Raw genomic sequence first — 15,192 nt, forward strand, 5'->3', positions numbered from 1 at the left:
CGTTCTTTCTGTCATCTCTCTCCGCACACTCGCTGTCATCGCCCGGCGGCGAAGACCGGGCGATCCAGTATCCCACAGACGGTCGTGATGGAGCCGAGATGCCGCGGCGTACTGTATGCCCCGGTCGAGCCGGGGCATGACAGTGTGCCTCGAGGTGAGAGCAGCCCCTACTCCGCGCTGCTCACCAGCTTGATCCGCGGCGCCTTGGCCTCGGTCAGGCTGCGATAGGCGGCGAGATAGTCGAGGGCCATGCGCCGCGCGGTGAAGCGCGTCTCGAACTGCTTGCGGATCGCGGTGCGGTCGAGCTGCGAAAGCCGGTTCACCACGCCTGCGGCGCTGATGACATCCTCGACGATGAAGCCGGTGAGGCCCTCGTCGATGATCTCCGGCACCGAGCCGCGGTTGAAGGCGACGACGGGTGTTCCGCACGCCATGGCTTCGATCATGACGAGGCCGAACGGCTCCGGCCAGTCGATTGGCAGCAAGAGGCCGAGCGCGCCGCTCAGGAAATCCGATTTCTCGTGATCGCTGATCTCGCCGATGAACTCCACCAGCGGATTGTTCTCGATCATCGGCCGGATCAGCTCGTCGTAATAATCCTGGTCGGCACGATCGACCTTGGCCGCGATCTTGAGCGGAATGCCGCAATGGGTCGCGATCTTGATGGCGCGGTCGACGCCCTTCTCGGGTGCGATGCGGCCGAGCACGGCGAGATATTCCTGTTTCGCCGGCTTCGGCGTCAGCAGCTTCTCCGGCAGGCCATGGTGGATCGTCGTCACCCAGTTCGCCTGCGGCACCGGCCGCCGCTGCGCGTTGGAGATCGATATGACCGGCATCTTGGAGAAGGTGTTGAAGACCGGCTGATGCTCGGGAAGATCGAGCCGGCCGTGCAGCGTGGTCACGAACGGGGTCGGCTGGCGGTGGAACAACGACCAGGGATAATAGTCGAGGTGAAAGTGGAGGAAGTCGAATTCCTCGTCGTCACATTTCTGCCGCACCCGCTCCAGCAGCACCATGTGCAGCGCATTGGGATCGCGCACGGAACCGTCGAGCCGTAGCGCCCGCGGCCATAATGCATCGAGCTTGGCAGATGTCTGCGAGTCGCCACTGGCGAAAAGCGTCACGTCATGTCCCAGGGCCACCAGCTCTTCCGTCAACCAATGCACCACCCGCTCGGTGCCGCCATACAGCTTGGGTGGAACAGCCTCCGTCAACGGAGCTACCTGCGCGATGCGCATCTCACCATCTCCTCTGCGATCATGAATGTTGAAACCCCCACCTTTTACGGCACCGGCAATGCCAGACGAGGGAACGTTCCCGCACCTGCGAAGTTCCTTCTCCCAAACGTTACATATTCGACACGTCGGGGGACCGTCGCGATGCTGCCACCACATCTTCGCAGATCGTCCGCATCCGCATGTCGTGATGGCGTTGCCCGGGAACCGGGGCGAAGCGGTCGATGTTCACTCGACCAGTAACGAAACGAAAATCAGCATAACGGGGCGATAGCCATATGGATCAGCTTTCTGGATACGCGCGCAGGCCATTTGCCTTTGTCTTGCGCTATCTCCGGCGTCGTCTCGCGTCGCATTTGGTGATCCTGGCCGCGGTCGTGGGGGCCGTTGCCTGCTCCGTAGGCACTCAATATGGCGTCAAGGCTTTGGTCGATGCCTTGTCCGCCGGGCCCTCGCATGGCGGCGGCGTATGGCTGGCATTCATTCTGCTCATGTCACTGATCGCCGCCGACAACTTCCTGTGGCGGATCGCGAGCTGGACGGCGAGCTTCACCTTTGTCCGGGTCACGGGTGATTTACGGCGCGACATCTTTCGTCATCTGACCGGGCACGCGCCGAGCTATTTCTCGGATCGCATGCCCGGCATGCTGACGAGCCGCATCACGGCGACGTCGAACGCGGTGTTCACCGTCGAGAACATGTTCGTCTGGAATGTGTTGCCGCCGTGCATTGCCACAATTGCGGCAATCTTGCTGATTGGAACCGTCAGTCCCTATATGGCGCTCGGCTTGATCCTGATCGCCGGCGGCATGGTCGCCGCGATGTTTCGTCTCGCCGCCGCCGGCAAGCCGCTGCATGACGATTTCGCCGACAAGGCCGCGGTGGTCGACGGCGAGATGATCGACGTTATCAGCAACATGCCGCTGGTGCGCGCCTTCTGCGGCATCAGCCACGAGCATGAGCGGTTCGACGCGACGGTGAACCAGGAGCTGACCGCGCGAAGCCGCAGCCTGCGCTATCTGGAGAAGCTGCGGCTGCTGCATGCCGCCATCACCGTGCTATTGACCATTGCGCTGATGGCCTGGGCCATCTCGCTCTGGCAGAAGGGCGAAGCGACGACCGGCGACGTCGTGCTGGTCTGTACCCTTGGCATCTCCATCCTGAGCGCCACGCGCGATCTCGCGGTGGCGCTGGTCGACGTCACCCAGCACGTCGCGCGTCTGACCGAGGCGATCGCCACGCTGCTGGTGCCGCACGGGCTCCGCGACCATCCCGAGGCCGAGCCCCTGGTGAAGAGCGGCGCGGCCATCGCGTACAACAACGTCACCTTCGGCTATCCCGGCGGCGACAAGATCTTCGAGCGCTTCAGCCTGCGCCTGCAGCCCGGCCAGCGCGTCGGACTGGTCGGCCAGTCCGGTGGCGGCAAGTCGACGCTGTTCACACTGCTGCAGCGCTTCTACGACGTCGATGAGGGCAACATCACCATCGACGGCCAGGACATCGCGAAGGTGACGCAGCTGAGCCTGCGCGAGGCGATTTCCGTCGTGCCGCAGGACATTTCCCTGTTTCATCGGTCGATCCGCGAGAACATCCGCTACGGCCGGCCGAACGCGACCGACGACGAGGTGCTGCGCGCGGCGATCGCGGCGCGCTGCGACTTCGTCGAGAGCCTGCCCGAGGGTCTCGACACCATGGTGGGCGACCGCGGCGTCAAGATGTCGGGCGGCCAGCGCCAGCGCATCGCCATCGCGCGCGCCTTCCTGAAGGATGCGCCGATCCTGCTGCTGGACGAGGCGACCGCCGCGCTCGACAGCGAATCCGAGGAGGCGATCCGCGAGGCGCTGTCGCGCCTGATGCGCGGCCGCACCGTGATCGCGATCGCCCATCGACTCGCGACGCTGCGCAATTTCGACCGTGTGGTGGTGCTGAGGAATGGTAAGATCATCGAGGACGGCTCGCCCGAGCGTCTGATGCAGGGTCACGGGCCGTATCGTGAGCTGGTCACGCAGGAAATGAGCCGGCTCGCGCAAGCTGCCGCGTAACCAACAGTCGCGTTCTCGAGTCGGTCGCGTTTCGAAACAAGCGCAGGGGAGCAGCTCATGTCGGCCGAAGCCGTAACCAAGTTCGTCTCCGTGACGCGGACCCCGGAACAGGTCGCGGAACAGCCCTTCTACATTCCGATGACCGGGCCCTCGGCCCGGCCGCGGCGTTCGCTCAAGCACGACGACACGTTCATCGTGCTCGACAGCCACGGCGACATCGGCGCGTCCGCCGGCGGGCCAGACGGGCTGTTCCATCACGACACGCGCTACCTCGCGCGGCTCGAGCTGGTGCTCGACGATCTCCAGCCATTGCTGCTCGGCTCGAATCTGCGCGACGACAATTCGGCGTTGACCGTCGACCTCACCAATCCGGACATCTATCGGCAGGGCAACCTCGTTCTGCAAAAGGACCTGTTGCACGTCGTGCGCACGATCTTCCTGTGGCGCGGCACCGCCTACCAACGCATCGGGGTGCAGAACCACGGCGACCGGCGCACCAGCTTCAACCTGACGCTGCTGTTCGGCAACGACTTCGCCGATCTGTTCGAAGTCCGTGGCGAGCGGCGACCGCGCCGCGGGATCGGAACGAGCCGGCTGCTCGGGCCGACCGACGTGCTGTTCGAATATCGCGGTCTCGACGACACCGAGCGGACCACCGGGCTGCATTTCGATCCGCGTCCGACGCGGCTCTCGGTCGATGCCGCAACCTGGGAGCTCGACCTGGAGCCGCACCAGGCCAAATCGCTGTTCGTCGCCGTATCCTGCAACCGGCCGGTGACGGAAAAGCCGGTGCGGTTCTTCCCGGGTCTGCTGGCGCACCGCCGCGAGATGCGGCTTCAGACGGCCGGGGCCGCCAGCATCGAGACCTCCAACAACATCTTCAACGAGGTGCTGTGCCAGGCCATGGCCGACCTCAACATGCTGATGACCGAGACGCCGCAGGGCCGTTATCCCTATGCCGGCATTCCCTGGTACTCGACGACGTTCGGGCGCGACGGCCTCATCACCGCGCTGCAGATGCTCTGGGTCGATCCGCGCATTGCCAAGGGCGTCCTGCGCCGACTCGCGCATTTCCAGGCCACGGCCGTCGATCCGCTCGCCGACGCCGCGCCCGGCAAGATCCTGCACGAGATGCGCGGCGGCGAGATGGCCGCGCTCGGAGAGGTGCCGTTCGCGCATTATTACGGCAGCGTCGATTCGACCGCGCTGTTCGTGCTGCTCGCAGGCAGCTATTTCGAGCGCACCGGCGACGAGGCCACGTTGATCGAACTGTGGCCCGCGATCGAGGCGGGGCTGGCCTGGATCGACGGTCCGGGCGATCCCGACCAGGACGGCTTCGTCGAATACCAGCGCGCGACCGAGAAGGGGCTGGCGAACCAGGGCTGGAAGGATTCTTATGATGCGATCTTCCATGCCGACGGCCAGCTTGCCGAGGGCAATATCGCGCTTGCGGAGGTGCAGGGCTACGTCTTTGCCGCCAAGCAGCTCGCCGCGCGTTGCGCGCTGCGGCTCGGCAAGCCGGACCGCGTGCGCAAGCTCGAGGCCGAAGCCAAGGCGCTCGCCGAGCGCTTCGAGCAGGCGTTCTGGTGCGAGGAGCTCGGCACTTATGCGCTCGCGCTCGACGGCAAGAAGCGGCCCTGCACGGTCAGGACCTCGAATGCCGGGCAGGTCCTGTTCAGCGGCATGGTCCGCGAGGACCGCGCGCGTCTCGTCGCCGCCGATCTGATGCGGCCGCATTTCTTCTCGGGCTGGGGCATCCGCACCGTCGCGCAAGGCGAGGTGCGCTACAATCCGATGTCCTATCATGACGGATCGATCTGGCCGCACGACAATGCGTTGATCGCGCTAGGGCTGGCGCGCTACGGCCTCAAGCATACGGTGGCGCATGTCTTCAAGGGTCTGTTCGACGCCGCGACCTACATGGACCTGCGGCGGTTGCCCGAATTGTTCTGCGGCTTCCGGCGCGAGAAACGGCGCGGGCCGACGCTCTATCCGGTCGCCTGCGCGCCGCAGGCCTGGGCCAGCGCGACGCCGTTCACGCTGCTGGAGGCGGCGCTGGGCCTCGAGTTCGACGTCGCGCGCGGCGAGATTCGTCTGCGCAACCCGCATCTGCCGGCGTTTCTCAACGAGGTGATCCTGCACGATCTGCGCCTCGGCGACTCCAGCGTGGACTTACGCGTTAGTCGTCACGGCGACGACGTGGCGCTGGAAGTGTTGCGCACGCGCGGTCAGATTCAGGTCTCGATCGTGCTGGCGCGCTAGCTGCGCAAGGAGGAGGTCATGCGCGCGACCGGATGGTTGGTTCTAAGCGTGGCGATCGTCGCGGGCTTGACGGTCGCCGTATCGCGCGCGGCGGAAGAGCCGGCCGCAGCGCCATCTTCACCTCCGACCGAAGCAAACGCACCGGCAACGGTACAACCGCCGGCTTCCGTCGTGCCCGTCACGCCCAAGGACGCCGCGCCGCCGCCATCGGTGACCATCATCGGCGCGAGCGAGGCCCACGGTGTGCTCGGCCGCGACGTTCGCAGCGCCGCCGGCGAGGACATGGGCCGCATCGTCGACGTCATCGTCGACCGCACCGGTCATGTCCGCGCTGCGGCGATCGATTTCGGCGGCTTCCTCGGCGTCGGCAGCCGCAAGATCGTCGTGGACTGGAACGCGCTGCGCTTCGGCAAGATCGCCAACAAGAAGGACAGCATCACCCTGGAATTGACCAAGGCGCAGGTCGCGGCCGCACCGGAATACAAGGAGGACACGCCGATCGTCGTGCTCGGCGCGTCCGGCAGCCTTCAGCCGCTGCAAGCGATTCAGTGAGGTGCAGGGAGGGCTGACCGCCCGTGCTGTTGTCGAGGAAGCCGAACCATGCAGATCGCGGCGGCGGCGTCGAGCAGGACAACGTCGCGGTGCAGGCGGCTGCGGGCATTCCGGCGCCGTCGCGCCAGAGCCTGCGCGGCCTCGACTGGTTCATCTTCTTCCTCGCCGACGTGCAGACCGGATTCGGCCCCTTCATCGCGGTCTACCTGACGACGCAGAAATGGACCCAGGTCGAGATCGGGCTCGTGCTCTCCATCGGCGGCATCGTCGCCCTGATCGGGCAGATGCCGGGCGGCGCGATCATCGATGCCGCGAAATCGGAACGCCTCGTCGCCGCCCTCGCGATCGCGGCCATCGGCGCCTGCGCGCTGGCCTATGCGGCGATGCCGATCTTCCCCGTCGTGGTCACCGCGGCCACGCTGCATGCGATGGCGAGCTGCGTGCTCGGGCCCGCGATCGCGGCGATCAGTCTCGGCCTCGTCGGCCCGCTCGCGATCGGCGAGCGGCTCGGCCGCAACGCGCGCTTCGCCTCACTCGGCAACGGCGTCGCCGCGGCGGTGATGGGCACCGCGGGCTATCTGCTGTCGAGCCGCTCGGTGTTCCTGGTCACCTTCCTGCTCGCGATCCCGACCCTGATCGCGCTGTCGCGCATCCGCGAGAACGAAGTCGACATCAGGCGCTGTCACGGCGAGATGCCGCCTGAAGCCGCCGATCGCGGCGACCCCAATATCTGGCACCTGGTCCGGCAGCGCCCGCTGATCGTATTCGCGCTCAGCGTGCTGCTGCTGCAGCTGGCGAATGCCGCGATGATGCCGCTGATGGCGAGCGCGGTGACGGCGCGGTCGAGCCAATGGGCGACTGTTCTCGTCGCCTTTTGCATCGTCGTTCCGCAAGCGATCGTGGCGCTGGTGTCGCCGACGGTCGGGCGCAAGGCGCAAGCGTGGGGCCGCCGGCCCCTGCTGCTGATCGGATTCGGCGCACTGGCGATCCGCGGCCTGTTGTTTGCGACCGTGCGCGATCCGTATCTGTTGGTGCTGGTGCAGGTGTTCGACGGCATTACCGCCGCGGTATTCGCGGTGATGATCCCGCTGATCGTCGCCGACGTCGCGTTCGGCAGCGGACATTTCAATCTGGCGCAGGGGATCGTCGGCACCGCGATGGGCATCGGCGCGTCGCTGAGCACGGTGCTTGGCGGCTACGTCAGCGACAAGTTCGGCAATGCCACCGCGTTCATCGGGCTGTCCGGCGTCGCTGCAGCGGGACTGCTGCTGATCCTCTTTGCGATGCCGGAGACGCGGCGCACGGGTCTGGTCGCCGCGAAAGAAATGGCCGGCTGAACGAGTTCAGCCGGCCAAAGTGGTTGGGGAGGTAGATCAAGGATCACGCGTCGAGATTGTGCAGGCGCTGGCGGTTGCGCAGCACGATCTGGCGGGCGCCGGAGAAACCGAGGATGCCCTGAGCGTGAAGCTGCGACAGCGCGCGCGACACGGTCTCCAGGGTGAGGCCGAGATAGTCGCCGATGTCGCGGCGGCACATCGGCAGCGCCATCATGCCGGCAACGGCGAGGCGGCGATCCATTTCGAGCAGGAAGGTCGCAACGCGCTCCATGGCGGTCTTGCGGCCCAGCAGCAGCATGTGGTCCTCGGCATGGCGAAGCTCGCCGGCGGTCATGGCCCAGAGCTTGCGGGCGACCTGGACGTCGGTGCCGGCGGCCTTTTCGAGGCTCGCGCGCTTCACGAGGCGCACGGTGGTGTCGATGATGGCTTCTGCGGCGAGGCGGTGGGTGGGACCGGATTCGAGGCCGAACACGTCGCCGGGAAGATGGAAGGCGCCGATCTGGCGGCGGCCGTCGGAGAGAAGCTTGTAGCTGCGCACCGCGCCGGTGACGACCTGGTAGACATATTCGGCCGCCTCGTCCTCGCCATAGATCTCCTCGTCCTTGCCGTAGGAGAACTCGGTGGCGACCAGGCCGACATGGCCGGCGATGGCGCCGAACTGGTCGGTAACGGGGTGGGCAGGAGCAATCTTGCCACCCACTTGGGTGTTGATCGCCTGGGTGTTGAGCGTCTGGGTCAGCATCTGCGCCATCTCCGTTGTGATGACGCTTTCCTACGCGGTATCGGGTGCTTCGAAAATTTCGCGAGATATCTTAAGGGGGGTGCCTTACGTAGAATCCCGTAGGTCAGGCGTGGGGGCGGTCCTTGATCGCGTGGCGGATGCATTTGACGAGGTTTTCATCGAGAAGCGGCTTCAAAACCACGTCCTTGATGCCCGCCGTCGCAGCCCGGGCCGAGATGTTCTCGTCGGGATAGCCGGTGATCAGGATCACCGGCGCATCGCGGTCGGATTTGCGCAGCCGGCCGGTCAGGTCGATGCCGTTGATGTCGGGCATCTTGTAGTCGATGACGTAGCAGTCCGGCCCTGGCGCGGCGCCGAGATTGAGCAGCGCCGTGCCGCTCCTGAAGGTTCGCACGGCGAAGCCGTCGGTCTCCAGCAGAAACCGCAGGGATCCCAGGACTGCGGCATCATCGTCGACCACAAAGACGGTGGGCTGTGGGGAGGACGACGGCCGCGCACGATATGGGCTGACCTCAACCATGCTCTCTGGCTAGCACGGCGCCGTGAAGCCGCCTTGACCTGCCTCAATCCTTGAGCATGCCGGCGCGCATCGCCAGGCGAACCAGTTCCGAAAGGCTGCTCGCCTGCATCTTGGTCATGACGTTGGCCCGGTAGACCTCGATCGTCCGCGGGCTGATGTCGTATTCGCGGGCGATCAGCTTGTTGGAGAGGCCCGCGACCAGCCCCTCCATGACCTGGCGCTCGCGCGGGCTCAAGGACGCGACGCGGGCAGCGATGTCCTGCGCGACGGCCTCGTTCTTGGCGGCGGGCTCGGCCTGGCGGATCGCCGATTCGATCATGGCGGTGAGACGGTCGTCATCGAACGGCTTTTCCAGGAAGTCGACGGCCCCGAGCTTCATCGCCTCGACCGCCAGCGGCACGTCGCCATGACCGGTCATGATCACGATCGGGAACGGGCTTTGCTGCGCCTTCATCCGCTTCAAGAGCTCGATGCCGTCGAGGCCGGGCATGCGCACGTCGGAGACGATGCAGCCGAAATCGAGGCCGGGCAGGGCTTCGAGAAAGGCGAGCGCGTCGTCGAACAGGGTGACGGCGAAGCCGGCGGAATCCAGCAGGAAGTTCAGCGAGTCCCGCATCGCCGCGTCGTCGTCGATGACATAGACATGTCCCTTGGTCGTCATGAATCAGCTCTCGTCGGTTGCCGGCAGGGTGAAGCGGAATGTCGCTCCGCCCGCTGCGTTGCTCTCGGCCCACATGCGGCCGCCATGGGCCTCGATGATCGAGCGGCTGATCGAGAGTCCCACGCCCATGCCGGTGTCTTTGGTGGTGAAGAAGGTCTGGAACAGGTTTGGAATGATGTCTTCCCGGAAGCCGATGCCGGTGTCGGAGACTTCCACCTCGATCATGCCGTCGGCGACGCGGGTGTTGGCGACGACGAGCTCGCGCCGCTGCGACTGCGCCATGGCCTCGAGCGCGTTGCGGAACAGGTTGACCAGCACCTGCTGAATCTGCACCCGGTCGGCGAGAACGAGGTCGGCGTCGGGATCGAGGCTGAAGCGGAGCTGCACGTTCTGCTCGCGCGCGCCGGCGAGCCCGAGCGCGCCGGCTTCCTCGATCAGCTTGGACAGGCTTTCGACCCGCTTCTCCGATTCTCCGCGGGAGACGAAGTCGCGCAGGCGGCGGATGATCTGGCCGGCGCGCAAGGCCTGCTCCGCGGCGCGGTCCAGCGCGCTTTCGACCTTCGGCATGTTGGGATCGGTGCTGCCGGCGAGGAGGCGCCGCGATCCCTTCATGTAATTGCTGATCGCCGCCAGCGGCTGGTTGAGCTCGTGGGCGAGCGCGGAAGCCATCTCGCCCATCGCGGTCAACCGCGACACGTGCACGAGCTCGGATTGCAGCTCCTGGAGCCGCGCCTGGGTCTGCTGGTGTTCGGTGAGGTCGCGCACGAAGCCGGTGAAATAGGGCTCGCCCGCGCGTTGCGTCTTCCCGACGGACAGGTGCATCGGGAACGTCGTGCCGTCGCGGCGTTTGCCCGTCACGATCCGGCCGATGCCGATGATGTGCGGATCATTGGTCCTGAGATAGCGCGCGAGATAGCTGTCGTGACGCGACTGATCGGGCTCCGGCATGAGAATGCTTACGTTCCGCCCGATGGCTTCCTGCCTGCTGTAGCCGAACAGCCGCTCCGCGGCGCTGCTGAAGAGCTGCATGATGCCGCGTGAATCGATGACGATCATGGCGTCGGGCACCGTTTCGAGAATCGAGCGAAGATGATTCTCCTGGGAGCGCAGCGCCTCCTCGAGCTGCTTCTCCTCGTTGATGTCGAGGAATATCCCGCTGAGGTGACGCGGCGTGCCCGCATCGTCCCGGATCACGCCGGCCCTGGCCCGGATCCATTGGCCGTTACCGGACGCGCCGCCGATCTTGAAGGACAGGTCGAGACCCCCGCCGCCTTCCGAGGCGCGCCCGATCGCTTTCAGGAGATGGTCCCGATCGGCGGGCTGCAAGAGCGAAAGAAAGAGATCGTAGCTGACGGCCTGGTCCGGCTGCAGGCCAAACAGCCGCCTGGCCATGTCCGACCATTCGAGTTCGCGGGTCTGCAGGTCGAGGTCCCAGGTGCCGACGCCGAATCCCTCGATGCGGACCCGGAAATGCTCGCCCCGACCATCGTCTGCCGGATGGGTCACGCGGGTCGGCGCCAAGCTCTGCTCCTATTCTCGGCGGGCCGGCAGGATGCCTTTACCGCTTCTGGAATGTCGCCCAAGCCATGCCCGTAGGCAAGCGCGGACGTTGAATTCACTGGCGGATTCCCATCACACGGAGAGCGAGCCACCAGCAGCGTCGGATTTGATCTATCTCAGCCTGTTGCGCGGCAGCAGGTCTAGGATTCGAAAAAATTCTGTAATGCTGGAGATATCCGATGACATACGCGACCGTCATGGTCAGCCTGGCGCTCGATCAGCCCAACGAAGCGCGTCTTCAGGTCGCAGGCGAACTCGCCGAACGATTCGAGGCGGCCATCATCGGGGTCGCAGCAGCGCAGTTCGCCCCGCCGCTCTATTTCACCGACGGCGCCGAGGCGCAAGCGCTGATCGACGACGGCGAAGCTTCGATCAGGCGGCGGCTCGCCGGCCTCGAAGCGCAATTCCGCGCGGCCGTGAAAAATCGCGGCGGGCATGCGGAGTGGCGCAGCGCCATGGACTATCCGGCGCGCTTCGTCGCGGCGCAGGCGCGTTGCGCCGACATCGTCGTCAGCGGTGGGCAGAGCCCGGCCTTCTCCGACGCTTTCTCGCTGGCGAGCCCCAAGGACCTGGTGATGCAGGCCGGTCGCCCGCTGCTCGTCGTTCCCGACAGGGCCAACTGGCTCGATCTGCGCAACGTGCTGGTGGCGTGGAAGGACACGCCGGAAGCGCGGCGGGCGGTGGCGGGCGCGCTGCCGATGCTGCACAAGGCGAAGGACGTCACCATCGTCGAAATCCCAGAGCGGGGCGACGACCGTTCGGCCGTGATGGCCGGGATCAGCGACGTTGCCGCCTGGCTCGGCCGTCACGGCGTCACCGCGACGGCGCGGGTCCTGGAGGCCGCAGGAAACGAAACCGCTGCTGCGCGGTTGGAGAAAGTCGCCGGTGACATCGGCGCGGGCCTGATCGTCGCGGGCGCCTATGGTCATTCGAGATTTCGCGAACTGATCCTCGGAGGCGTCACCCAATATCTGGTGACGCAAACCGCCCGCAGCGTGCTGCTGTCGCACTGACCATCCGGCCGGCCAATTGAGGAATCGAGGAGGACGCGCCGTGTATCAATTTCTTGAACAGACCGTCGACGGCTACATGACGCGCAACGTCAAGACGGTGCAGCGCGGCCTCGACTTGTTCCAGCTCAGCGAGATGTTCGAGACCGACGATTTCAATTCCTACCCTGTCGAAGACGACGGGCAGGTGGTCGGCATCGTCACCAAGTTCGACATCCTGAAGTGCTTCGCCTTCACGCCGAGCCAGATGTTGCCGCGCTACGACGACCTGATGAGCCGCAAGATCGGCGACGTCATGACGCCCGAGTTCATCTATGTGAGCCCCGACACGCGGCTGACACGCGTGCTCCAGATCATGGTCGAGCACCGCATCAGGAGCATCATCGTGCTCGATGGCATAGAGAAGCTGGTCGGCATCATCGCGCGCGAGGACGTCATCGCGGCGCTCAAGGCGACGGCGCGGGAGTGACGTCTGGATCCCTCGGTTCCAACCTCCGTGATTTCACGGAGGTGTCTCCAAGCGTGCCTACAGAACCAAGCCCTCGCGCGCGATGGCGCTACGCGCGGGGCGAAAAGGCACTCAGCTGGCGGCACATCGGCTCACATTAACAGAAATCCATCCATCTTGATTTCAATCAATTCCCCGCGAGGGTGGATGTGGTTTCTGGCAGCGTGTTCTTTCAGAGAGAATCCGCATGAGCCAGCCCTCCATCTCAAAATCCATGACCATCGGTGAAAGCGGCTTGGCTGTCGTATTCGCAGTCACCGCTTTCCTCTGCGTGATCGCCTCGGCCAAGGCGCTCGATGCGCCCTTCGCATTCCACGCCGCGCTCAGCGCGGCGGCGAGCGTGGCTGCGGTGTTCTTCATCGTCAACCGCTACTTCGAACGGCCGGCGGCTTTGCCGCCGCAGGAAATCAACGGCCGACCCAACTACAACATGGGGCCGATCAAGTTCTCCGCCTTCATGGCGATGTTCTGGGGCATTGCCGGATTTCTCGTCGGTCTCATCATCGCCTCGCAGCTGGCCTGGCCCGCGCTGAACTTCGATCTGCCGTGGACCAGCTTCGGCCGCCTGCGGCCGCTGCACACCTCCGCCGTGATCTTTGCCTTCGGCGGCAACGTGCTGATCGCGACCTCCTTCTACGTGGTGCAGAAGTCGTGCCGTGCGCGCCTCGCCGGCGACCTCGCGCCGTGGTTCGTGGTGGTGGGCTACAACTTCTTCATTCTGATCGCTGGCACCGGCTATCTGCTCGGCGTCACCCAGTCGAAGGAATATGCCGAGCCGGAATGGTACGCCGACCTGTGGCTGACCATCGTCTGGGTGGTTTATCTGCTGGTCTTCCTCGTCACCGTCATCAAGCGCAAGGAACCGCACATCTTCGTCGCGAACTGGTTCTATCTCGCTTTCATCGTGACGATCGCGGTGCTGCATCTCGGCAACAATCCCGCGCTGCCCGTCTCCGTGTTCGGCTCCAAGTCCTACATCGCCTGGGGCGGCATTCAGGACGCCATGTTCCAATGGTGGTACGGGCACAACGCGGTCGGCTTCTTCCTGACCGCCGGCTTCCTGGCCATCATGTACTACTTCATCCCGAAGCGCGCCGAACGGCCGATCTATTCCTATCGGCTGTCGATCATCCACTTCTGGGCACTGATCTTCCTCTATATCTGGGCCGGCCCGCACCATCTGCACTACACGGCGCTGCCTGACTGGACGCAGACGCTCGGCATGACCTTCTCGATCATGCTGTGGATGCCCTCCTGGGGCGGCATGATCAACGGCCTGATGACGCTGTCGGGCGCCTGGGACAAGCTGCGTACCGATCCCGTGCTGCGCATGCTCGTCGTCTCCGTCGCCTTCTACGGCATGTCGACCTTCGAAGGCCCGATGATGTCGATCAAGGTGGTCAACTCGCTCAGCCACTACACCGACTGGACCATCGGCCACGTGCATTCCGGCGCGCTCGGCTGGGTCGGCTTCGTCTCCTTTGGCGCGCTCTACTGCCTGGTGCCGTGGGCCTGGAATCGCAAGGGTCTCTACAGCCTCAAGCTCGTCAACTGGCACTTCTGGATCGCCACCCTCGGCATCGTTCTCTACATCTCGGCGATGTGGGTGTCCGGCATCCTGCAGGGCCTGATGTGGCGCGCCTACACCTCGCTCGGCTTCCTCGAATATTCCTTCATCGAGACCGTCGAGGCGATGCATCCCTTCTACATCATCCGCGCCGCAGGCGGCGGCCTGTTCCTAATCGGCTCGCTGATCATGGCCTACAATCTCTGGATGACGGTTCGCGTCGGCGAACAGGAAGTCCAGATGCCCGTCGCTCTTCAGCCGGCGGAATGAGGAGCTCAAGCAATGTCGTTCTGGACACGCCACCAAATCTTCGAAAAGAACTCGATCATCCTGATCGTCGGCATCCTGCTGGTGATTGCGGTCGGTGGTCTCGTCGAGATCACCCCGCTGTTCTACCTCAAGAGCACGATCGAGAAGGTCGACGGGGTCAGGCCCTACACGCCGCTCGAGCTCGCCGGACGTAACGTCTACGTCCGCGAGGGCTGCTATCTCTGCCACTCGCAGATGGTCCGGCCCTTGCGCGACGAGGTCGAGCGCTACGGTCACTTCTCGCTCGCCGCGGAGAGCATGTACGACCACCCGTTCCAGTGGGGCTCCAAGCGCACCGGTCCGGATCTCGCCCGCGTCGGCGCCAAGTATTCCGACGAATGGCACGTCACCCATCTGACCAACCCGCGCGCGATCGTGCCTCAGTCGGTGATGCCCGGCTATCCGTTCCTGAGCAAGGCCGAGGTCGACCCGGATGCGATCGCCGGCGACATGCGCGCGCTCAAGACCGTCGGGGTCCCCTATAGTGACGAACAGGTCGCCAATGCCGCAGCCGACCTGAAGGCCCAAGCAGATCCGGACAATGCCGGCACCGACGCCTTCACCAAGCGCTACGCCAAGGCCGTTGTACGCAATTTCGACGGCAAGACCGGCACGCCGACCGAGATGGACGCGCTCGTCGCGTACCTGCAGATGCTCGGCACGCTGGTCGACTTCAAGATCTACAACGAGAAAGCCAATCTTCGCTGAGAAGGCATGAACGATGAAAGCCATCCTGACCGTCCATAATCTTGCGTCCGATCTCGTGACGACGATCTGGACCCCGGCGTTCGTCGCGATCTTTCTCGCGATCATCGCCTACGCTTTTTGGCCCCGTAACAAGGCTGCGTTCGACAAGGCAGCGCACCTGCCCTTGCGGGAGGAGTGAG

General features: G+C 64.9%; 14 protein-coding genes. 9 read left to right on the forward strand and 5 right to left on the reverse strand.

Annotation, left to right across the window (positions count from 1 at the left end):
• Window positions 1-167: 167 nt before the first annotated feature.
• Window positions 168-1,238 (reverse strand): glycosyltransferase family 4 protein, encoded by a 1,071-nt coding sequence (locus N2602_RS11735; RefSeq protein ID WP_172783906.1) that lies wholly within the window; start codon window positions 1,236-1,238, stop codon window positions 168-170.
• A gap of 275 nt (window positions 1,239-1,513) precedes the next feature.
• On the opposite strand from N2602_RS11735, the gene N2602_RS11740 reads away from it, so the two are divergent.
• From N2602_RS11740 to N2602_RS11755, 4 genes are read left to right on the forward strand one after another with little or no spacing between them, the layout of a single operon-like run.
• Window positions 1,514-3,277 carry an ABC transporter ATP-binding protein gene (locus N2602_RS11740; protein WP_172783907.1) on the forward strand — a complete coding sequence of 588 codons (1,764 nt, stop codon included), beginning with the start codon at window positions 1,514-1,516 and terminating at the stop codon, window positions 3,275-3,277.
• Window positions 3,278-3,334: 57 nt separating this feature from the next.
• Window positions 3,335-5,539 carry an amylo-alpha-1,6-glucosidase gene (locus N2602_RS11745; protein ID WP_260382729.1) on the forward strand — a complete coding sequence of 735 codons (2,205 nt, stop codon included), beginning with the start codon at window positions 3,335-3,337 and terminating at the stop codon, window positions 5,537-5,539.
• Window positions 5,540-5,557: 18 nt separating this feature from the next.
• Entirely contained in the window at window positions 5,558-6,091 is a 534-nt protein-coding gene (locus N2602_RS11750; RefSeq protein WP_172783909.1) for a PRC-barrel domain-containing protein, read from the forward strand.
• Window positions 6,092-6,114: 23 nt separating this feature from the next.
• Window positions 6,115-7,428, forward strand: a complete 1,314-nt coding sequence (locus tag N2602_RS11755; protein ID WP_172783910.1) for an MFS transporter — start codon at window positions 6,115-6,117, stop codon at window positions 7,426-7,428.
• A 43-nt stretch (window positions 7,429-7,471) separates the two neighbouring features.
• Here the strand turns inward: N2602_RS11755 and N2602_RS11760 are convergent, their stop codons facing one another.
• From N2602_RS11760 to fixL, 4 genes are all read right to left on the reverse strand, one after another.
• Window positions 7,472-8,170, reverse strand: coding sequence for a helix-turn-helix domain-containing protein (locus N2602_RS11760; protein ID WP_172783911.1), 699 nt, complete (start codon window positions 8,168-8,170; stop codon window positions 7,472-7,474).
• A 103-nt stretch (window positions 8,171-8,273) separates the two neighbouring features.
• A complete protein-coding gene (locus tag N2602_RS11765; RefSeq protein WP_172783912.1) occupies window positions 8,274-8,690 on the reverse strand; it encodes a response regulator transcription factor in 417 nt (138 codons plus the stop codon).
• Window positions 8,691-8,733: 43 nt separating this feature from the next.
• Window positions 8,734-9,351: a response regulator FixJ gene (fixJ, locus tag N2602_RS11770; protein ID WP_172783913.1), complete on the reverse strand. Its 618-nt coding sequence runs from the start codon at window positions 9,349-9,351 to the stop codon at window positions 8,734-8,736.
• Window positions 9,352-9,354: 3 nt separating this feature from the next.
• Window positions 9,355-10,872, reverse strand: coding sequence for a sensor protein FixL (fixL, locus tag N2602_RS11775; RefSeq protein WP_172783914.1), 1,518 nt, complete (start codon window positions 10,870-10,872; stop codon window positions 9,355-9,357).
• Between the two features lie 218 nt (window positions 10,873-11,090).
• Here fixL and N2602_RS11780 point away from each other — a divergent pair, with 218 nt between their 5' ends.
• The 5 genes from N2602_RS11780 (at window position 11,091) to N2602_RS11800 (ending at window position 15,191) form a co-directional block, all read left to right on the forward strand.
• Window positions 11,091-11,924 carry a universal stress protein gene (locus N2602_RS11780; protein WP_172783915.1) on the forward strand — a complete coding sequence of 278 codons (834 nt, stop codon included), beginning with the start codon at window positions 11,091-11,093 and terminating at the stop codon, window positions 11,922-11,924.
• A 40-nt stretch (window positions 11,925-11,964) separates the two neighbouring features.
• The gene (locus N2602_RS11785) at window positions 11,965-12,390 is read left to right on the forward strand and encodes an HPP family protein (RefSeq protein ID WP_172783916.1); all 426 of its coding nucleotides are present in this window, start codon (window positions 11,965-11,967) and stop codon (window positions 12,388-12,390) included.
• A gap of 226 nt (window positions 12,391-12,616) precedes the next feature.
• On the forward strand, window positions 12,617-14,266 hold the full coding sequence (gene ccoN, locus N2602_RS11790) for a cytochrome-c oxidase, cbb3-type subunit I (RefSeq protein ID WP_172783917.1): 1,650 nt from the start codon (window positions 12,617-12,619) through the stop codon (window positions 14,264-14,266).
• A 12-nt stretch (window positions 14,267-14,278) separates the two neighbouring features.
• On the forward strand, window positions 14,279-15,013 hold the full coding sequence (ccoO, locus tag N2602_RS11795; RefSeq protein ID WP_172783918.1) for a cytochrome-c oxidase, cbb3-type subunit II: 735 nt from the start codon (window positions 14,279-14,281) through the stop codon (window positions 15,011-15,013).
• Window positions 15,014-15,026: 13 nt separating this feature from the next.
• On the forward strand, window positions 15,027-15,191 hold the full coding sequence (locus N2602_RS11800; RefSeq protein WP_172783919.1) for a cbb3-type cytochrome c oxidase subunit 3: 165 nt from the start codon (window positions 15,027-15,029) through the stop codon (window positions 15,189-15,191).
• Window position 15,192: the final 1 nt, after the last annotated feature.

Source organism: Bradyrhizobium sp. NC92, assembly GCF_025200865.1.
In the GTDB taxonomy this organism is placed as follows: Bacteria; Pseudomonadota; Alphaproteobacteria; order Rhizobiales; family Xanthobacteraceae; genus Bradyrhizobium.